We start from the raw sequence: 18,105 nt of genomic DNA, 5'->3' as shown, positions 1-18,105 counted from the left end.
CTGGAAGTCATGTAAAGTTTTATCTGAAAAACCATAATTATCTGCAATAGCAGTATAAATGATACATACAGGTGACTGTCATGGATCGGGGTAACACATTAGGGCTTGCACTCGTTCCAGTCATCATTCTCCTTCTCGCATTTTCGCTTTCAGCGGGATGTGTTGATCAGGCCCGGGAGTTAACCAGCCAGGGTGTTACACTTGCAGAGGCAGGGCTCTATTATGAAGCCATTGATGCATTTGATCAGGCACTTGAGATCAATCCCGGGTACATACCCGCCTGGATGAACCGGGGTGATGCCTATCGTGAACTCGGCGATCCTGATGAAGCACTTGTTTCCTATAATCGTGCTCTTGCCATTGATCCTGAGAATGGAGATGCCTGGTTTATCCGTGGAGTGATCCTTCTTGACCTTGGGAGAACAGATGATGCATTGGATTCATTCAGGGAAGCTCTCACACTCGATCCTCTGCATACTAAAGCATGGAATAACCGGGGTCAGGCACTTATTGCCCTTGGAAGATTCGGGGATGCGATTGATTCATATGATGCGGCACTTGCAATCGATCCGGCCTACACCGATGCCTGGGTTAACCGCGGGTTTGCTTATTCACACCTCAAAAGGTATGATGATGCAATTGCCAGTTTTGATAACGCTCTTGCAATAGAGCCGGGGAATCCGGGTATCTGGAAATCACGTGGTATCATCCAGGCAAATAACGGAAGATACGACGAGGCGATTCAATCGTTTCAAAAAGCACTCGCAATTGACCCGACAGATGCTGAAATCTGGTTTAAAAGGGGAGTGATGTATGAAGAGACCGGACGTGTAGCTGAAGCGATCTCCTCATTTGAAACAGCAATCTCCATCAATCCCGATGATGCCGACATATGGTATCAGTATGGGAGCGCTCTTCGTAAAAACGGACGTTTCGATGATGCGATTTCGGCATACAACAGGGTGCTCACAATCGACCCGGACTATCCCGGAGCAACCATATCGGAGGAAGAGAAGAATACCTGGATCGTAGGGGCAATTGTGCAGGAATACTACAAAAGCCATACCTACAGCGAGATCGACTTCTTTGTCTGTACAGACATGTCGATTGGTGTCTGGAATATGATAGAGACACGGGGGATCAATGCAGTGATTGCTGTTGGAAATATTGATGATGCAGCTGCCTCTCCGACACAATATAATCATGCATGGGTTATGGCTGAGATCGCTCCCGGCACCTGGCTTGCCCTTGAGACAACAGGCGGCTTCACCGTGACACGTGGGAATAATCGGAATTATTACCAGGGATTCTTCTTCGATAATCCTCGTGAATTCAAGGACTATCTTGACCTGATGACCCGTCATAACGACCAGGTTGAACGATTGCGGAACACTCAGGCAGACTACCTCAATGCATACACTACATGGAAACGAGAGGTCGATTATTACAATACGCTAGTGGATGAGCTGAATACCTATGTCGGCAGACAGCTGACCCATACAGAATACCAGTATGCACAGAGCCTCCAGCAAAGAGTCAACTCACAGAGGACGATCGTGGAAAGAGAGCAGTCCCGGCTTGGCCTTCTTGAAGAGGCAGTGAAGAGGGAAGAGGCTTTGCTCCAGAGTTTCATCAGCCAGCGGCCGCAGAAGCAGTATTTGTGAGAGTGGATAAGGAGTGCAATTAAACGTTTTTCAGGGAATATTAACACTTATAAAAGGCAAAATGCGAGGGACCGGATTCGAACCGGCGAACCCCTACGGGACTGGGTCCTAAGCTACCTTCCAACTATGGCACAAGGCTTATCATATTCACCGCTAAGCATAGTGTATGCAAGCCGCGACCATAGACTTTGAACCGATCATCAGCAAGGCTGATCCGGTGAACCGGGATCTTATCACCCGCTTTGCCAGGACTCAACGACTCACCGGGTTGAAAGACCAGACCATAGCCACAAAGCTATGGAGACTCGTCACTCTGATCAAGTTCTTCGAATACCGGGATATATCCACATTGACCAGGGAGGATATAGAGACCTTCTATCTTCACCGGAGAGAGCACCAGACACCACGCACCGTATGGAATGACTTTACTGAGTATGAGCGGTTCTACAAATGGCTGAAACCCGATGAATACCAGGATATGTTTTCCGGGTTGAACCTGAAGCGGCCAAAGACAACCCTTCCGGTTGATGAAGTCCTCAGCCCCGGAGACATAGCCAGGCTGCTTGAGGCATGTGATAACCAGAGAGACCGGGCACTAGTGGCCCTGATGTGGGATACGGGTTGCCGCCTGGGTGAGCTGATCGATCTCGATGTTGGCCGGGTTGAATTTGACCGATATGGAGGAGTCTGTATCCTCGATGGCAAGACCGGCCGGAGGCGTGCCAGGCTCATTGATGCAGTGCCCGATCTGCAACTCTGGATCAATATGCATCCATGCGCAAGCGATCCACATGCCCCGCTCTTCATCGAACTGAGATCAGCAGAGCGGAGGCGGCTATCTACCAGGCGTATTCATGGCATCCTCAAACATCTTCAGAAGAAGGCAGGGGTATCAAAGCGGGTGCACCCACACGGCTTCAGGCATGGGAGAGCAACTGAGAAGGCTTCGGTTCTGACAGAGGCAGAGATGAACCTTCGCTTTGGATGGCAGCCGGGATCCGGGATGAGCCGGGTTTATGTGCACCTGTCAGGCCGTGACCTGGAGACGAAGGAGCTTCAGCTGGCAGGCCTCCTCCAGGAGGACGAGATCCAGAAGAGCCCGATGGACCCGGTCAAGTGTCCTCGATCGGGATGTAAATATGTGAACGCACCAGGAGCACGGTTCTGTATGGCTTGCGGGATGATGCTATCAGAAGAAGCCATTGCTCTTGTTGAAACGACACAGGCAAAGGTAGAGGAGACACCCGAATACCAGGCGCTTCTGGGTGCAATGAAGGAGAAGGTGAGGCAGGATCTTATGGGATAGAGATTCTATATCCCCATTCTGCTTTTTTTCATGCGACATGCATCACTACAAGTTTTTGTATGAGCCCGATCTGTCAAGAATGGTTTATGACATACCACACAGACTTTTTCATAACACCTTTTCTTTTTCTGTTTTAACTCCTTTTTAAGTTTTGATTGGATATCTTCTGCTTTATTGAGTATTTCTTTGGGGGGTTTAGCACTCTCAATAACCGGATAGTTTTTCATAATATATGATGTCGCGGACCGGGGTGGGGACTCTTCAGGAGAGCCCCGAATAATGCCAAGCTTCTTCCCCCCCAAACCGGTTCCTACAAGCACGGTGCGTTCGGGAATCATCTCGTTTGTTTCATCAATCGCCTTATCAAACGGTTTAAATGCCTCCTCAATGAAAGGATCGGTTTTCCGTAATTCGTTAAGACCTTGGATAATATCATTCCAATCGGAATTATTCTTTAATAGATGGATGAGTTTAAGCCGGGCCTGCTTCCCACCCCGCTTTTGCATGTGTGTCATGCCTTCCTCAAGCGCCTTTCTCACAGGCTTCATTAAGTCCCTCTCTTGCTTTTGGATCTCATCAAGGTCAGGCGGCTTCATTCTTACATACTGTTACACTTTCATATATAAATGAGTTACGTTTTTCGGAGCATATACTCCCAATCTAACATATAGGTATAGTATGGAAAACGTGATAGCGTTCCCTGTAGTGGTTTGCCACAGATGCGGGTATCACTGGACACCCAGAGTGCCACGGCCTGTTGCATGCCCCCAGTGCACTTCAAGGCACTGGAATGTTGAAAAAGAAGAATACTATCAGCCCCGGCCCATCCGCCGCGACCAAACGATAGATGGGCACCGGGCACCCTCGCCAGGAGGGCAGTAAATGTCTGCCTCAGATGTTAAAGGAACTTCTGATCAGGTTGTCACGATTGACCGTGACATCTATGATCACCTGGGACCGCTGCATCAGATGACAGTAGATATCCTGGTAGGAAAGGGGAAGTGGAGACTTCGAGAGCCGGGGGTGAAAGCTGATGCAGCTGACTGAAGATCCGGCCCGCCGCCGCCTTATCAGAGAAATTGAGAGGGGACCCCGGAGGATAGGACGCACAGAATATATCAAAATCCTCAAAGGGCAGTATTGCACACAGAGGGAGCGGATTCTGGCAAAATGCTTTGATTGCGCGGGATTTTACGCAGATGGAGGCGTTGATTGTCAAAATAAGACATGCCCCCTCTACAAATTCATGCCATACCGGAGAATAGGCGGTGATTCAGAATGAAAGGATGGAAGCGCCCTCCTCAAGGCGCAACCAGACGGGCACCGGCTAAAGTAACCTTGTCTTTTATAAGGTGTTCTTTAATATTAACTTTGCCCTGTCTTTTCATCAATGATGCTGGCAGGCCACAGCCGGGGAAGCTCCGGCCGCTCTGGGGGGGTCAGGTGTAATGACTCGCTTTGAGCTCATTGATAGCCCCGCCGATTGCCATTACCGCCTGGAGGAAAACGGGCAGTATGGATGTGGTTATTACCGATCATACGCCGGTGCGCGAGAGAGCCCATGCCCGGATTCAAAGAAGTTCCCGGAAAGCTGCCCGCTGGAGGAGTTGGAGGAGGGTGGATCCGATGAGTGACTTTACCGAAAAAGTCGGGGAGTATTTGACATCCTCAAAGATCATCAGCAAGCCCGGAGAGTCAGAAGTTTTTGAGATCACGGTCAATACCACCAAGGAAGAGGATGCAGCATACGATGATTGGAAGGCAAAGCAGCCCAAGCGCTATCCAAAAATCATTGTAAATCGGCTTCATATCGAGGAAATGACGAAACAATCGCTCAATACACTTCATAAAAGGAACGAACCTCCTTTCGTTTTTGTAAGATCGGGGCAGTTATGCAGGGTTGTTGTTGATGAAACGAAACGACCAACGATAAGGAATTTAGATGTTCCCAGCCTTCGTTTCATTTTAGAACGCCTCATTCGGTATAACGAGGCCAAATACAACCCGAAGACCCAGGAGGTTGATTATCATCCATCTCAATGTCCGAAAAGTGTTTTGGAGGATGTTCTGGCAGCCCCACCCTCATTATGGAAGTGCCCGCCAATCGCCGGTATCGTTGATTATCCAATCATTCACCCGGACGGGTCAATATGGGAAGAAGAGGGTTATGATCCGGTTTCCTGGTTATATTATGTCGGGCGCGAGGGATTCGTTTCAAAACCCGTTCCTGAAGAACCTTCAGACCAGGACATAAAAGAGGCTGTTGATCTTCTCGATGATATATTCTATGATTTTCCATTCGTAGATCAATCATCCAGGGCAAACGCATATGCAGCACTGATAACCGCCGTTATCAGACCAATCATTCCTGGCCTGGTTCCTGTCTGGGTATGTGATAAGCCTCAGGCGGGATCAGGTGCAACACTTCTCCAGGAAGTGGTAGGTCAGATCGCAGCTGGAGATACCCCGGCAAAACAGGATATGCCAACAACGAAGGAAGAATTTCAAAAAGTCATATTATCGATGTTGATGGGTGGAAATCTAATCAATATCATCGACAACATTGATCGCAAATTCTCTTCCGGAGTGCTTGCAAACCTTGTAACTTCTGAATTTTTTGAGGGAAGGGTATTGGGTAAAAGTGAGATGATACGGCTTAAAAACCGGGGTTTCCTGATGGTAAACGGCAATAACCTTCAGATAGGGGGGGATATGGCCCGAAGAATATTCCTGTCACGGATCGACCCCCAAACCGCTTTACCTTTCCTGAGGGGAGGATTCAAACACCCCAATCTTTTAGGATGGTGCCAGGAGAAACGAGGAGAAATTATTGCTGCAATCCATACGCTTGTCAGGGCGTGGATTGGAGCTGGAAGACCAAAGCCCGATCTTCCACCCCTTGCCAAGTTTGAAGCGTGGCTTCATACTGTTGGCGGGATTCTTCAGGTTGCTGAGGTTCCTTCCTTTTTAGAGAATGCCAGGGCGGTCTATGAAGAGGCTGATGTTGAGCTGAAACAATGGGAGATGTTCCTCGAAACCCTGATTTTATGGGGTGGAGAAGGGAATCCGTTTACAGTATCAGCACTTGAAAAGAGGATTCGTGGGGAGGCGGATGGTCGAAAAGAAAGACAATCCACTATTGATCAGGCAGAGGATGCATCATATAGCCTGCTTGATGTACTCCCGGACCCCCTGGCTGACGCCTGGGCAGATCCCCGCCAATCATTTTCGAGGAAGATGGGGAACGCCTTCAAGGCAAAAGTGGATCGGAGGTATCCATCCGGTTTAATGCTTTTAAGAGGAGGGATATCACATCGGGCTACAGAATGGGTTGTTAAGAGATTTGAACCCGAAGTATCAGATAGGGGAGTTAACGAGTTAGGGGAGTTTGTTTCAGCCCCTACTACGCGCGAGAATAGAGATGATATACGTGATCGTATACGCGATAGAGATGGGCTGACGGCAAACTCCCCAAACTCCCAAACTCCCCACCCGGAAGGTGATCGATCATGACTGCCTATATCTCATTTGATGAAATCCCTAGGAATCAATATCAGGTCATTGTAGCCGATCCCCCCTGGTCATACCGAAACAAAAAGACGGGGGGATCAATGCAGTCTGGGGCAGCCACCAAGTACCCAAATCTGGATATCGAAGAACTAAAATCGATCCCCGTCCGGGATATTTCGGCAAGAGATAGTATTCTCATTCTGTGGGTGACTTCTCCGCTTCTTCCTGAAGGTATCGAACTACTCCAGGCATGGGGGTATCAATACAAAGCCGCTCTCTATTGGGATAAAGACCGATATGGCATGGGTTTCTGGTATAGAGGCCAGATTGAGCCATGCCTGATCGGTATCCGGGGGAAAGTTCCTGCTTTCCGTTCCAGTGAGCGAAATCTTTTCACTGAAAAGGCACGCCGCCACTCGGAAAAACCAGAAACGTTCTGGAAGTTGATAGAGCCCTGTCTTGATGAAAAGGGACTCTCACCGAGGATCGAGTTGTTTGCACGATTGCAGCGATCAGGGTGGGATGCTTTCGGTAATGAAATCCAGTTGGGTGATCAATCATGATCACCCAAGAACCAGAACCCAGGATATATCTCCACAAGAGGCAGAGCCCCGATCAGGCCGATGAGCTCGAGCTCGTTCATGGAGATGAAAGACACAAGTTCAAGATCCCTCCTGGAGGGTTCGTATCCGGTTGCGAGGTTGGGACACCAAACCGCCGTCTGAAAATAATTCAGAGCCGAGAGATCGTAATTGTGCTGAAAGGCCGTCGCGTCTATCGAGCCTCCGCCAAAGCCCTGATGTGGTTATCACGCCAGTCACAACAAAACCCTAAATACATCTACCCCACAGTCAAAGATATCACTGTATGGGGTTAAAATCGCTTAAATTGGTTTATTTCTCCTTCTCTGGGGGGATGGCCCATCTACCCCACACCTCAACACCTGAGAGAAAAGACCTCTCCCAGAAACCCACTTTTCAAGGGATAATATCATCCCGATTCAAAAAAGAAAAGATAATTAAGGGTTAATTTTTCACTCTTCTTCTTCAAGAGCAATCTGCTGCTTCCACCTGGCACCCGTCCCGATCTTGAAATATCGATCGCACTCGCAAAGAACACGCTCGTCAGACTCAAACGGCCCGTCAGGGAATGCCTCACAGTGTATCTCCTCCAGGCAATACGGACACCGCCAAACCCGCATACCCTCACCAGGCAGATCCCTCACCCACTGGCCCCAGGGCAGGAGCTCTGTATCTTCCTTATCACTTGCCGGACCAAGCCGGATAACGGCAACCATCTGACCGGCCCAATCACCAGGCAGATACAGGGTTGCACTCGTCCCGCTGCCATACCGCTTGACTTCCTTCCTGATGAGCTCCTGCCCTATCAGCTCAAACTTAACCTTCTCTTCCATTCTTCTCTTCTCCTATACGCATATCATACAACCATAGTGCGTATAATATGCTTATATCACACCACACTATAATAAATATATCGGCTATCCCTGATAGTTAGTGCCAAGAGGTAACAATTTCCCCCTGCCAATACACGGTGCCAAGAGCAAACAATTTGCCAACGGGAAGCACCGCCGACTGAATAGGGGCACAGGGGCATCAACTATCATCCACAGCACCTAACTATTGAAACCCCTATTAAACAGTTAATTATTAATTAGAAATACACCAATATTTTATCTTAAATAAAGAATATTATCGACAATTCAATAATAATTATATGGGTAGAGAGGGGGGAGTTATATATCCCGCGATCATTTTTCGAGTTCCACCGCCCCCTGGGGTCTCTTTCAAACATTTTCAAAAGGTGTTTACAAAGGGAAAAAAGAGTTATTTGCCTGTCTGGCTTACGGTCCGGCAGGTCTTGCACCGATACCTGAGAATCCGATAACAGACAAAGAATGTCTCTTCGGCAACCAGGTCAGAAGAACCACAAGCACAAGCCGGAGGCAGTTCTGATACATCATAAACGATTATATGATTCGACACAGCCGCGGCTTTCTCCGGAGATAAAAGAGGCTTTTGTGTTTTCCGGCCACAGGCCCGGCAGCGATACCGCTTCAACCTGCGACCATCTTCTAAAAGCTTTGATCCTCCAGGCACAAGATCCGATGAGCCACAGCCAGGACAGATAAGATCCGTTTGCTCGTTGAACTGTGCAACCTTCATAGAGTTCTATCTCCACCCTGTAAGTAAATAACTTTTCATTAACAGGAGGCAAAGTTAAAGAGATTATCTTTACAATAAGATGTGTGGTGTGGCAGGAGACCTTGCCAGGATCTCCGTCCTGTCTCCCGGATCCTCCCGGACAGGCCACCGCCCACCACATCAGCTTTCCTGCTCACTTGCCCACACGCCAGGCTGCCCGGACGACCGGACAGGATGGATCAGATTGAATAATTAAAAAGAGTGCTTGATTAAGGCGATACACTTTTCCTACTTCAAGCCCGGCCTGCTGCCTGATCTTCGCTGGAATCCGAATGCTTAGGGGCATGATTAATCACCCATGATTATGTGTGTGTCCCAATGATCCGCATACCCCAATTCTTCACTGAGGGACACGCTCGCATCATATGCCAAATGATGCCTCCAGGTAAGCAAACACATGCTGCAAGCATGGCAAGCGGTTCTCCCTTCCTCGATGACAGCCCCGCAATAGCTGCAAACACCGCCCATTATCTCCTCCTCCGTTTCGGTTTTCCTGAAAGCATCCCCGCAAGATCAATCTGGTTCGGGTTCCTGGTCCACAGGGGATCGGGTTGCCGCTTCTTCACTTTCACCGCTGGCAGCTTACCCGGTGACCTGGTCGAGGGCAGAAGATCCTGATCTCCAAAGATCAGCCTGGCAAAGTCACGGACAGCCCGGACCGGTTTTATCTTCGGATCCCGGACATCGGTATAAGCTCGCTCCAGCTGCGCTATTGGTGAGATGAGATCCTCATAATCGATATAGAGATCCCTGGCATCACGGCGACCCCGCTGATCCGTCCGCTGCTTGATGGGAGGGGGTGGCGGTGAAGATGGAGGAGCCCACGGAGGAGATGGTGGCGAAGATGGAGGTAGTGACGGGGGTGATGGCGGGGATCCCGGCGGGCTATACGTTGGTATGTATGGAGGTAGTGACGGGGGTGATGGCGGGGATCCCGGTGGAGATGATGGCGGGGATCCGGATGGGCTGCCTCCATGTATCGTTGATACCAGTCTCGGAGATATGGAGAAGTCAGGTGAGGGTGAGGGGGATGATGATACCCGAATCTTTGGAGATGGTGATCTCACCGGAGAGAATGACGGCAATCCCTGAGACGGTGCCGGGCTGCTTCTCGGAGATGGTGATCTCACCGGAGAGAATGACGGCAATCCCGGAGATGGTGAATGAATGGCCGGGGATACGCTCCGGCTTATGGCAGGCGATATACTCCCCACTATCAGGCCTGTGATCGGTTTCGGTGCCGGGGGGGATGATGATACCCGGATCCTTACCGGTGCCGGACCAGAAACCCCGCCTGGTATCGTCTGTGGGATTTGTCCTGGCTGAAGTTTCAGCACCTGGGAGATCCGCTGAACATCAGAGACCTGCCCGGCTGCCACCTCGATCGCAGCAGCATCATAATGCGGCTTGATGGCCGGGTGACCTTTCAGATATTCTCCCCTGGCTTCCAGGCGGCCAGCTTTCCGGGTGAGTAAAGCACCCTTTACCGTGCCAGCCTGTGATGCCGATTCCCGGATTGAACCGGCAAGAATCCGGTGCCCCTCGACAAAATCATAGACATCCTTCACTCGGCCAGCATGTGCACGGCCTCGTAGAATTTCATACATGCCCGCAGCCTTCCTCTGTGACAGCTGGAAGGCGTATGCCTCCTGCCCATATGCTCCGGTCCTGATGATATCATGTGTGCCAGGTGCTGCACTTCTCCGGACGATGGTTGTAAAGAACCCTGTGCCCGGTGGAGTAGATGGAGGGGTTACGGATGCAGCACCAGGGATCCCCTGACCGACCGCGTCTTTGACATCAAACACATGCTGGCCGGCAGCTGTCTCGATCGCGGTCGGTGTCCTTTTGTATCCCGGTAACTTGCTATACACATTCGTCCAGAGATCATCAATAAACTTCTCAGGACTGGTGACCCGGAGATCAATGTCTTTTGCCAGGCGGCCTACCTGACCCCGGACATCAGCAGCGGTTGTTGTCCGGCGAAGTATCCGGATGTTCTGGTGAGCTGTCACACTCCCAAACACGGTTCCCTGGTGTTTCCCGATGATGTGAGCGGTCTGTTTTGCTACCAGATCATCTACCGGTGTCCGGGTGACGAGTGCCAGGCTCCGTTCTGTGGTTGATGCCGGGATGAAATGAGCATCTCGGGCAGTTGCACCAGCTGCCCGGATAACTCCGGCTTCACCTGGGTGCCGGATGGCATGGTATGCCGTTCTCACTCGGCCAAGTGTTGCATCTCCGAGATACGCACCATACTTGCTTTGTGCAACCACTCCCCAGGCTTTCCCAAGAACTAACCCGCCCAGCTGCATCTCTGTGCCAAGACGGGTTAACCCGCGAGGTGTGGCGGCTTGTGCCAGCATATGCTCACCCATTGCGATCCCGCCACTGGCAGCAGCACCCGGGATCTCTGCTGGCCGGGTTGTAACCATATCCCAGGCTGATGAAGCCAGCCGGGGCGATGCGATAACCAGGCCTGCTGTCATAAATGCCAGGCTGCCCGGCCCCTCAATGATACCTAATCCCCCGGATACCCCGACATGCGAATCTTGCCGGATAGCCATAGGGCCCATTATCGGGATGGCTGCGGCTTTCATGGCAATATCAATCGAACTCAATACTGAATGGTCTGATACCCCCACATCAAGACGGTCAAGCCTCTGAGTAAACTGTTTATCATATGTTGACTGTGCTCTTGTCAGCTCAAAGCTGGCACGGTCAAGCATACTCATCTGATCCACCCGCACCGGCTCCGATCCCGAAGGGCTCTTGACGGGTTTGGCTCCTTCCACAGGGACACCGTCTTCTCCGGATAACCAGGCAAACATCTCTGTCCTGACCGACTCATCATAACCGGCAACAGTCACTCGATCGTGAAACCCATACGGGATATCGGGCAGCGGGGCGCCTTTCACCCTGGCAGTATGCACCGCATCAAGGTATCCGGTGATCTGTTCATGAGCCCGGACGCCGGATCTCACCTCACCCTCCCAGGTGAGAATATCAGATCGATATGGCACAGGTTGATGCCGTATCACCTGCAACCCGCCGCCACCACGTTCACGCATAAGCAGACTGTATGTCTTATCAACGTCCTCGAGTGCACGGTGAAGCCCCGCATCGATCGAGGGAGCGACAACGCCGATCGCGGGATGGCCTGTGTGCTGTGCCTGGTGTTTGGTGGAAGGTGCCGGGGTGCTGAATGACGTAAGGGGATCGGAGGCGATCCGCTGCATCTCCCGGTCAAGCTGGTATTCTGCTGTCCTGAAATTAAGCAAATCCTGTTCCCAGCCCCTTTGAATGTCACGGTCGGGACCCGGAGCCATTGCGGAGGGCGTGCCTAATGTGACCTGGCCGGTTTTCTCTGACCAGAGGATCGATCCGATCTCTGGCTCGGGTGCTTTGGTTGGGGGGGAGCTCATCATCGAGCTGTGACCGGGAGCGCTCGGTTGAGCAGCCATCTGGCGTTGGAGGGCGGCCGAGTCTGCTTCAGTGAACGGTCGGGCTGCTGAGGGTGGAGGAGACCAGTCCCAGGTTGACGGGGCCGGGGCATCGAGGCCGACATCTGTATAGAGCTGTGATCGGGTCTGGTCGATGGATTGCTGTGTCTGCATCCAGGCATCATAATCATGCCGTGACTGGGCTGCCTGGGCACGGGCTGAGGTGGCCTGTAGATTACCCATACCCGTAATCATACCGGCTGTGGCGGCTTTGACGGGATCGGTCATGGTGACCTGTGACCGGGGAGCCGGCGGAGGAGAGATGACAGAGGGTGCCGGCTGGCCGCCGACACTACCGAAGATCGCGGTGAGTTTGGATTCGATACTTGCCTTCTCTGCTGTTCTAACGGCGGTTTCAACCTCTGCTGCGGATTTCCTGGCCGAATCTATCGCCTGCCAGTTCTTGCCTACGGCTGATTGGAGGATCTTCAGTTCGGCTTCGGCTGTTTTTCGTTCGATAATTGTGCCGGCAGTGGCGATCCGGGCTTCGGCTAACCGGATATCCTGTGCCAGCACTTCCGCCTGTGTTTCTGCAGCACGGGTTGCCGCCCGGGTGACGTAGACATCAAGCGATGAGCCGCCCCGGTCGAAATCAAAGATATGGGAGACATTACCGGCGGCGATTGCAGCTTGACCCGGAGCACTATCTATCCGGTATATGTGGCCCTCAATTGTGATGGCGGTGCCGGGCAGGTGCGCCCCGGTATAGACATCTTTCATTGATGGGGCGGGTGTTGACATCGTGCTGCTGCCGCCGGTACCGGTGCCGCCGGCCAAGCTCGGCAGGCCCGGTCTGGTCGATCTGGTTGACATCGTGCTGCTGCCGCCGGTACCGGTGCCGCCGGCCAAGCTCGGCAGGCCCGGTCTGGTCGATCTGGTTGACATCGTGCTGCTGCCGCCGGTACCGCTGCCGCCTCTTGACATGATTAAGACCTCCTCGGCTGTTCGTATTGTATCTGTGTCTTCATGATCTCTCAAAGGTTAACCAAGTTCATTAAACTTTGCACCAATATTAACATCAAATACAAGCCGATCACCAGGAGCTGATAACCTTCAGGTCGGTGATCGATCAGAATCAATTAAAACACTCCAGTATGGCTTGTGGGAGGGGTTACAGCTCACAAAGTGGGTTTACCCATGCCATAGCATACCCCCGATTCTGATAGTTCCCAGAATGATAGTTTTCCTCGAAGGATTAAGCCCCGTTTGCCATCGGAGGACGAAGCACCGTGATCATGATCTTTTTGGAAGATTTGATTAAAAACAGTCATGAACCTATCAATAAAGTCTGCGATTCTCAAATGATTTATATGATTAATCCATTGATACAAACTTGCATGATGGATCCTGGCAAAGATACCCCACTGGCAGATAGGATCTCTTACCCTCGATCACACCCCGGACATAGATCCGCTGCATCGGGGCCTTACACCGGGGACAGGGCAGGGAACGCTTAGGCATGCCATAAAGTCTATCAACTAATTTATAAAAGTATGCGTGAGGCAGGATTTGAACCTGCGAACCCCTACGAGACAGGACCCTAAATCCTGCGCCTTTGACCAGGCTCGGCTACTCACGCCCCGTTACCTTGTGCCTTACTTCGTGCAGATTCCTAAGCCCAGCGCCTTTGGCCTGGCTTGGCAACCCTCGCTCAGAATAAATAATGCAAATGAATCTGCACCATGCATATTTGCCTTCAAAAGATAAAAATAGAAGCCTCGATTATTCTGCAATTCTTTTAAAGGTGAGCAAAATGATGGTATGGCGCTCCGGCGGCAGGGAGAGGAATCACCCTCTTCAACTCATCCCCCAACACTCATTATGACTCTTTCTTCTTCACACCATCACGCGATAACGGGTGTATTCGCTACGATACTGCATTCTCCTCTGCTTTTGCAGCCTTCAGCTCCCTGATCAGGATCACATACCCGGATACTACAAGTGCGATGATGAGTGGTCCGAGGATAAAGCCGATCAGTCCCATCACTGCAAGGCCGCCGAAGAAGCCGATCCACATCAGGAGAGGACTGAGCTTGGCTCGCATTCCCATGATAAGAGGGCGGAAAACGAGATCCGGGACCGCACAGACGATCGGATAGCCTATTAACGCTATAAGAGCCGCACCCCTCAGATCCCCGATGGATAGTGCATAGATTGCAAGGAAGATCATCAGGAGTGAGGGCCCCAGGATCGGAATGAGCTGGAACAACCCTGCAATTGTCGCATAAAAGAGGACGTAATCATATCCGAGGAAATAAAAGAATGGAATGGCGAGGAGAAATGTGATGACTGCCGTGATCACGTGCACGACATAGATCGCATAGAGGGTTCCAACTGCTGTTGTTGAGATCTCCTTCACTCCCGAGGAGAGGCGGCCGGGGAGTGACTCGACGATCTCTGTGTAGATCTCATCCCCTTTGTAAATGAATGCCATGAGGGCCATCAAAAAGACCACGCACTTGACAAGGATCATCGGTGCCTGGTAGATCAGGGCTGATGTCCATTCGGAGAACGTGTCAAGCTGGAGCATAATCCACTCACTCATCTCACTCTGCCCGATTGTGGGGGTTCCTGTTGCAGCAAGTGAGGAGACCCATACAAGGATTGTATTGATGATGAGAGAGATGTATTCAGAGTGCGTATACAAAATGGTAATTGTGAAACCGATTGCGGACGTTACCACAAGAAGCACAAGCGATGCGATAAGGAATGAAGAGACAGCCGGATTTATCACACGGATGAACTTCCGGTGAATGGGAAGAAGAACAACAGCAAGAGTACCTGCAAGGATTATAACGCCAATCAGTTGCCAGAAGGCGAGGGCGGCGGCAATCATTATTGCGCATACCGTAATAATGACATATCTGTCAGGATAATTCCCACCCATCATATAGCAAAGTGATTCTCCTCAATAGGTAATAAGATAGGCAGATACACCGGAAAAACCCAATTGGTAATATCAGAAGGTTTTACTATTTTGGTGCTGATATAACGTTTCAATTCTGATGCACCATGCTTGAAGAGTTCGGAAGAATAGTGGTTGCCGCCGTCATCGCATGGATTCTCTTTCTATCGCTCGATATATTCTGGCGCCTTCCCCAAAAGGGAGGCGTTAGTGGCGCGGATGCAATTGGAGAGGCAATTGCCGGCCGTGATGGAGATCAGCATGGCGGATGGATGATGGGCAACATCGTCTGCTCACCTGATGCATCGGCGGGAACCCTCCTTGCCGCCTGTGGTGTCTTTGTTGCAGGCATCCCGGGGGGGATCGCAGCCGCTGTTCTCGTCTATATAGGAAACCGGATCTGCCATGATAAGGGGTATGCAGGAACAAGCGGAGCCCTGATAGCGACGCTTATCATTGCCGGATTTATGCAGATCGGATTTTTCGCATCAGATTTCATTGCCGGAATGGTACTGGCCATCCTCACAATACAGGGGATCTCCCATATCCATGCCAGCCGGTTAATTGGATATTTCTGGAGGTGGAGAGCCTGATTGCCGAAGCAATCTGCATGAGTATCGCTCTCTATGGGGCAGTTCGAACAGTCCTTGAAAAGGAAACACTCCTGAAACTCCCGTTTGTCAATGTCATGAACTTTGGGATCGCCGGTTTAATCGTCTTTATTCTTCCTCATCCGCTCACCCTTGTTGCCGCTGCCGCATACTTTGTTGGATCCACCCTTGAAGCAAATGCGATAGCAAGCGCAATTGCACGGAGGAGGCAGGAATGATCGAGCAGATCATTACACTCGCCCTCGCGGGACTGATCTTCCTTGGAGCGGTAGCAACCGCCCTCTGGAAGAATCCCTTTGACAAGCTGATCGGCCTCTCACTCCTCTCTGCGGGGGTTATTCCGCTTATTGTAATGCGTGGCTATCTTGATGTTGCAATCGTCATCTCCCTTGTCATTCCAATAACAACAATTCTGGTTCTCCTCCTCCTCGGGAGGGAAGTCCGATGAGTCCTGAGTTTATTATCGGGTTTGGTCTCATTATCCTCGGAACTGTTGCCACAGCCTGGCCATCTCCAAAAGACTATATCACCCGATTGATAAATCTCGAACTTCCGGCATTTGGCATCCTCCTTGTGATGCTTTCATTTGACGAGACGCTGGCACTCCTGACCTTTATTGCTGTCACTGCCATCTCAACATTCCTCTTTGTCCGTGCAATCGAGAAGAAGGAGGCGAGAAAATGATCATCCGCAGAATCTCCGGGATCCTCTCAAACTTTACGAATCTCTCCCGGGTCTATGCCATATTGGTGATCATTGTCGTGCTTGCCGGGATAGCGGGCATCCCTTCCCTCGATTACAAGGGTGACCGCCTCTATCCGAAGACGATCGATCGCGACAGTCCGCTCGATCCCTATGATCGGGGCGGCATCCCCTTTGAATCAACAGGCATCTTAGCAGAGTATCCCGGCAATTCACCATATCTTGGGTACATCACGGCGTATCTTACTCCGCTTTCCCTTGCACTCGCCAGCGCAACTCCGCATATGGGAACAACCATTGTAGCTCATCCGGGCGGGATCATTGATGAGATTCTCTATGCAACACGTGGCCTCGATACCGTTGTAGAGACGACAATTCTCTTTGTCGGGTTTGCCGTTGCCGCATACCTCTTCCGCCGGAGGGAGGACGAATGATCGAAACATTCCATACCGGGATGTTTGCAGCATCCCTCTGCATCATCATCGCCTTCTTCTCGTTTATGAAAGAGACCGATGACCTGCACAGGCTTCTCCTCACCGATCTCGCCTCGGTGATGGCGCTCTTCCTGATTGCGCTTGTTGGAACCGACCTTGCTGAGGCGCTGATTCTCCCCGGCCTTGTGGTCACCATCTCAAAACTGATGGCACTTGCTGAGATTTACCTTGTGAAAGAGGGGATTTGGGGGAACCAGCCGGTAAGGACACTTGATATTGAGGTGCTCCAGAGTGCCCCCGCAATCCTGGCGTCGATCCTGGTACTATACGGGATCTTCCTCTCCGGATTCTCCGGCGGTGCAGTCGCAGGACTCGGAGTCATCTTCTATATCATCTGCAAAGGGCACCAGGAACGCTTTGAGCTGATTGAGACAGTGAGCGGATATGCCTGGGTTGCGTGGATTGGTGCATTCTTTATCATGCTGATCTTCCCGTCACAATGGTTCCTGGCGGTGATGATTGCGGGTGGCGCAATCCTCATCAAAGTAACAGCGAAGCTCTCCCTAATCGGCACCATGCGGGGTGAATCAGATGTTTGATCTGAATATTGAGGGTGCAGAACTCTTTGCACTTCCATTTGGAGATATTGTCCCGTACTTTAGTATTTATTCTGCCACACTTGCTGCATTTGTCCTGATCTTCATCCTGATCTCGGCATTCGACCACCCTGAGCGGCAGTTGAATATCATATTTGGCGGTGATGCGTACTATGAAAAGGAGATAAAAGAAGATGACACACGATTCTCCCGGTTCATGGCGATTGCCTGTGGTTTTGCCACGCTAGGAGCAGTGCTGACAGGCGATATCTTCAACTTCACCCTCTTTGCGGTTCTGGTTGGAATCACAAATATCGCAATTGTCGCATCTGCCGGGAACCGCCATGTCTTAAATGCTGCATTTCAGTATGGAATCGTTGCAATGATCGCAACGGTTCCACTCTTTGGCGCAGCCGCAATCATCCTGGCAACCACAGGAACACTCTCGATCTGGACGCTTGCCGGGATGGGAGCAGTGCCTCTGCTTGCAAAGGCGCTGTTAATCCTCGGCGTGATGGGAGAGGGTATCGCACCGCTGTATATCGGTAAAGCCGAGATTATCAGGGCACAGGGAGCTCCCTTTGTCCTGATGATCCATTTCAGTTCACTCCTGCTCTTCCTGCGGGTAACAGAGATAGTCCTGGTGATTTGA

Annotated in this window: 20 protein-coding genes and 1 tRNA gene; 15 read left to right on the top strand and 6 right to left on the bottom strand. The window is 51.1% G+C overall.

The annotated features are described in order from the left end of the window. Positions 1-80: 80 nt before the first annotated feature. On the top strand, positions 81-1,664 hold the full coding sequence (locus ACYUBO_RS05480; protein ID WP_460372960.1) for a tetratricopeptide repeat protein: 1,584 nt from the start codon (positions 81-83) through the stop codon (positions 1,662-1,664). 166 nt (positions 1,665-1,830) lie between these two features. Beyond that, positions 1,831-2,970 (top strand): site-specific integrase, encoded by a 1,140-nt coding sequence (locus tag ACYUBO_RS05475; RefSeq protein WP_460372958.1) that lies wholly within the window; start codon positions 1,831-1,833, stop codon positions 2,968-2,970. Positions 2,971-2,975: 5 nt separating this feature from the next. Here the strand turns inward: ACYUBO_RS05475 and ACYUBO_RS05470 are convergent, their stop codons facing one another. Then, on the bottom strand, positions 2,976-3,566 hold the full coding sequence (locus tag ACYUBO_RS05470; RefSeq protein WP_460372956.1) for a hypothetical protein: 591 nt from the start codon (positions 3,564-3,566) through the stop codon (positions 2,976-2,978). 286 nt (positions 3,567-3,852) lie between these two features. On the opposite strand from ACYUBO_RS05470, the gene ACYUBO_RS05465 reads away from it, so the two are divergent. The 5 genes from ACYUBO_RS05465 to ACYUBO_RS05445 all read left to right on the top strand — a co-directional run bounded on the left by ACYUBO_RS05465 (position 3,853) and on the right by ACYUBO_RS05445 (position 7,357). Further along, positions 3,853-4,017 carry a hypothetical protein gene (locus ACYUBO_RS05465; RefSeq protein ID WP_460372954.1) on the top strand — a complete coding sequence of 55 codons (165 nt, stop codon included), beginning with the start codon at positions 3,853-3,855 and terminating at the stop codon, positions 4,015-4,017. 401 nt (positions 4,018-4,418) lie between these two features. Beyond that, positions 4,419-4,604: a hypothetical protein gene (locus ACYUBO_RS05460; RefSeq protein WP_460372952.1), complete on the top strand. Its 186-nt coding sequence runs from the start codon at positions 4,419-4,421 to the stop codon at positions 4,602-4,604. Beyond that, entirely contained in the window at positions 4,597-6,483 is a 1,887-nt protein-coding gene (locus ACYUBO_RS05455; RefSeq protein WP_460372951.1) for a hypothetical protein, read from the top strand. Before ACYUBO_RS05460 ends, ACYUBO_RS05455 begins: the two co-directional genes overlap by 8 nt. Then, entirely contained in the window at positions 6,480-7,043 is a 564-nt protein-coding gene (locus tag ACYUBO_RS05450; RefSeq protein WP_460372949.1) for an MT-A70 family methyltransferase, read from the top strand. The genes ACYUBO_RS05455 and ACYUBO_RS05450 overlap by 4 nt, the downstream gene beginning before the upstream one ends. Continuing rightward, on the top strand, positions 7,040-7,357 hold the full coding sequence (locus tag ACYUBO_RS05445; protein ID WP_460372947.1) for a hypothetical protein: 318 nt from the start codon (positions 7,040-7,042) through the stop codon (positions 7,355-7,357). The genes ACYUBO_RS05450 and ACYUBO_RS05445 overlap by 4 nt, the downstream gene beginning before the upstream one ends. Positions 7,358-7,513: 156 nt before the next feature. Here ACYUBO_RS05445 and ACYUBO_RS05440 read toward each other — a convergent pair whose 3' ends face one another. The 3 genes from ACYUBO_RS05440 to ACYUBO_RS05430 form a co-directional block, all read right to left on the bottom strand. Then, positions 7,514-7,894, bottom strand: a complete 381-nt coding sequence (locus tag ACYUBO_RS05440; protein WP_460372945.1) for a DUF2080 family transposase-associated protein — start codon at positions 7,892-7,894, stop codon at positions 7,514-7,516. A gap of 941 nt (positions 7,895-8,835) precedes the next feature. Further along, complete coding sequence (locus ACYUBO_RS05435) at positions 8,836-8,988, bottom strand: hypothetical protein (protein WP_460372943.1); 153 nt, start codon at positions 8,986-8,988, stop codon at positions 8,836-8,838. 181 nt (positions 8,989-9,169) lie between these two features. Then, on the bottom strand, positions 9,170-12,946 hold the full coding sequence (locus ACYUBO_RS05430) for a hypothetical protein (protein WP_460372941.1): 3,777 nt from the start codon (positions 12,944-12,946) through the stop codon (positions 9,170-9,172). A 1-nt stretch (position 12,947) separates the two neighbouring features. Here ACYUBO_RS05430 and ACYUBO_RS05425 point away from each other — a divergent pair, with 1 nt between their 5' ends. Beyond that, on the top strand, positions 12,948-13,175 hold the full coding sequence (locus ACYUBO_RS05425; protein ID WP_460372939.1) for a hypothetical protein: 228 nt from the start codon (positions 12,948-12,950) through the stop codon (positions 13,173-13,175). A gap of 524 nt (positions 13,176-13,699) precedes the next feature. Here ACYUBO_RS05425 and ACYUBO_RS05420 read toward each other — a convergent pair. Both ACYUBO_RS05420 and ACYUBO_RS05415 read right to left on the bottom strand, forming a co-directional pair. Beyond that, positions 13,700-13,784: transfer RNA gene (locus tag ACYUBO_RS05420), tRNA-Leu, on the bottom strand. Between the two features lie 288 nt (positions 13,785-14,072). Further along, a complete protein-coding gene (locus ACYUBO_RS05415; protein ID WP_460372937.1) occupies positions 14,073-15,095 on the bottom strand; it encodes an AI-2E family transporter in 1,023 nt (340 codons plus the stop codon). A gap of 122 nt (positions 15,096-15,217) precedes the next feature. On the opposite strand from ACYUBO_RS05415, the gene ehaB reads away from it, so the two are divergent. The 7 genes from ehaB to ACYUBO_RS05380 are packed head-to-tail and all read left to right on the top strand — an operon-like array spanning position 15,218 to position 18,105. Further along, positions 15,218-15,703, top strand: coding sequence for a [NiFe]-hydrogenase-3-type subunit EhaB (ehaB, locus tag ACYUBO_RS05410; protein ID WP_460372935.1), 486 nt, complete (start codon positions 15,218-15,220; stop codon positions 15,701-15,703). Then, positions 15,691-15,939 carry an EhaC family protein gene (locus tag ACYUBO_RS05405; protein ID WP_460372933.1) on the top strand — a complete coding sequence of 83 codons (249 nt, stop codon included), beginning with the start codon at positions 15,691-15,693 and terminating at the stop codon, positions 15,937-15,939. The genes ehaB and ACYUBO_RS05405 overlap by 13 nt, the downstream gene beginning before the upstream one ends. After that, positions 15,936-16,169, top strand: coding sequence for an EhaD family protein (locus ACYUBO_RS05400; RefSeq protein WP_300333050.1), 234 nt, complete (start codon positions 15,936-15,938; stop codon positions 16,167-16,169). The genes ACYUBO_RS05405 and ACYUBO_RS05400 overlap by 4 nt, the downstream gene beginning before the upstream one ends. Then, positions 16,166-16,405, top strand: coding sequence for an EhaE family protein (locus ACYUBO_RS05395; protein ID WP_460372931.1), 240 nt, complete (start codon positions 16,166-16,168; stop codon positions 16,403-16,405). The genes ACYUBO_RS05400 and ACYUBO_RS05395 overlap by 4 nt, the downstream gene beginning before the upstream one ends. Then, positions 16,402-16,857, top strand: a complete 456-nt coding sequence (locus tag ACYUBO_RS05390; RefSeq protein ID WP_460372929.1) for an EhaF family protein — start codon at positions 16,402-16,404, stop codon at positions 16,855-16,857. The genes ACYUBO_RS05395 and ACYUBO_RS05390 overlap by 4 nt, the downstream gene beginning before the upstream one ends. Next, on the top strand, positions 16,854-17,456 hold the full coding sequence (locus tag ACYUBO_RS05385; protein ID WP_460372927.1) for an EhaG family protein: 603 nt from the start codon (positions 16,854-16,856) through the stop codon (positions 17,454-17,456). The genes ACYUBO_RS05390 and ACYUBO_RS05385 overlap by 4 nt, the downstream gene beginning before the upstream one ends. Then, a complete protein-coding gene (locus ACYUBO_RS05380; RefSeq protein ID WP_300333035.1) occupies positions 17,449-18,105 on the top strand; it encodes a hypothetical protein in 657 nt (218 codons plus the stop codon). The genes ACYUBO_RS05385 and ACYUBO_RS05380 overlap by 8 nt, the downstream gene beginning before the upstream one ends.

Source organism: Methanocalculus sp. MC3 (assembly GCF_054767395.1).
The sequence above is the reverse complement of the archived record's forward strand: the minus strand, read 5'-3'. Positions and strand labels throughout refer to the sequence as shown.

Coding starts and splice junctions, on each gene's coding strand:
- ACYUBO_RS05480 (WP_460372960.1), top strand. CDS start 81: ATGGATCGGGGTAACACATTAGGGCTTGCACTCGTTCCAGTCATCATT.
- ACYUBO_RS05475 (WP_460372958.1), top strand. CDS start 1,831: ATGCAAGCCGCGACCATAGACTTTGAACCGATCATCAGCAAGGCTGAT.
- ACYUBO_RS05470 (WP_460372956.1), bottom strand. CDS start 3,566: ATGAAGCCGCCTGACCTTGATGAGATCCAAAAGCAAGAGAGGGACTTA.
- ACYUBO_RS05465 (WP_460372954.1), top strand. CDS start 3,853: ATGTCTGCCTCAGATGTTAAAGGAACTTCTGATCAGGTTGTCACGATT.
- ACYUBO_RS05460 (WP_460372952.1), top strand. CDS start 4,419: ATGACTCGCTTTGAGCTCATTGATAGCCCCGCCGATTGCCATTACCGC.
- ACYUBO_RS05455 (WP_460372951.1), top strand. CDS start 4,597: ATGAGTGACTTTACCGAAAAAGTCGGGGAGTATTTGACATCCTCAAAG.
- ACYUBO_RS05450 (WP_460372949.1), top strand. CDS start 6,480: ATGACTGCCTATATCTCATTTGATGAAATCCCTAGGAATCAATATCAG.
- ACYUBO_RS05445 (WP_460372947.1), top strand. CDS start 7,040: ATGATCACCCAAGAACCAGAACCCAGGATATATCTCCACAAGAGGCAG.
- ACYUBO_RS05440 (WP_460372945.1), bottom strand. CDS start 7,894: ATGGAAGAGAAGGTTAAGTTTGAGCTGATAGGGCAGGAGCTCATCAGG.
- ACYUBO_RS05435 (WP_460372943.1), bottom strand. CDS start 8,988: ATGCCCCTAAGCATTCGGATTCCAGCGAAGATCAGGCAGCAGGCCGGG.
- ACYUBO_RS05430 (WP_460372941.1), bottom strand. CDS start 12,946: ATGTCAACACCCGCCCCATCAATGAAAGATGTCTATACCGGGGCGCAC.
- ACYUBO_RS05415 (WP_460372937.1), bottom strand. CDS start 15,095: ATGATGGGTGGGAATTATCCTGACAGATATGTCATTATTACGGTATGC.
- ehaB (WP_460372935.1), top strand. CDS start 15,218: ATGCTTGAAGAGTTCGGAAGAATAGTGGTTGCCGCCGTCATCGCATGG.
- ACYUBO_RS05400 (WP_300333050.1), top strand. CDS start 15,936: ATGATCGAGCAGATCATTACACTCGCCCTCGCGGGACTGATCTTCCTT.
- ACYUBO_RS05395 (WP_460372931.1), top strand. CDS start 16,166: ATGAGTCCTGAGTTTATTATCGGGTTTGGTCTCATTATCCTCGGAACT.
- ACYUBO_RS05390 (WP_460372929.1), top strand. CDS start 16,402: ATGATCATCCGCAGAATCTCCGGGATCCTCTCAAACTTTACGAATCTC.
- ACYUBO_RS05385 (WP_460372927.1), top strand. CDS start 16,854: ATGATCGAAACATTCCATACCGGGATGTTTGCAGCATCCCTCTGCATC.
- ACYUBO_RS05380 (WP_300333035.1), top strand. CDS start 17,449: ATGTTTGATCTGAATATTGAGGGTGCAGAACTCTTTGCACTTCCATTT.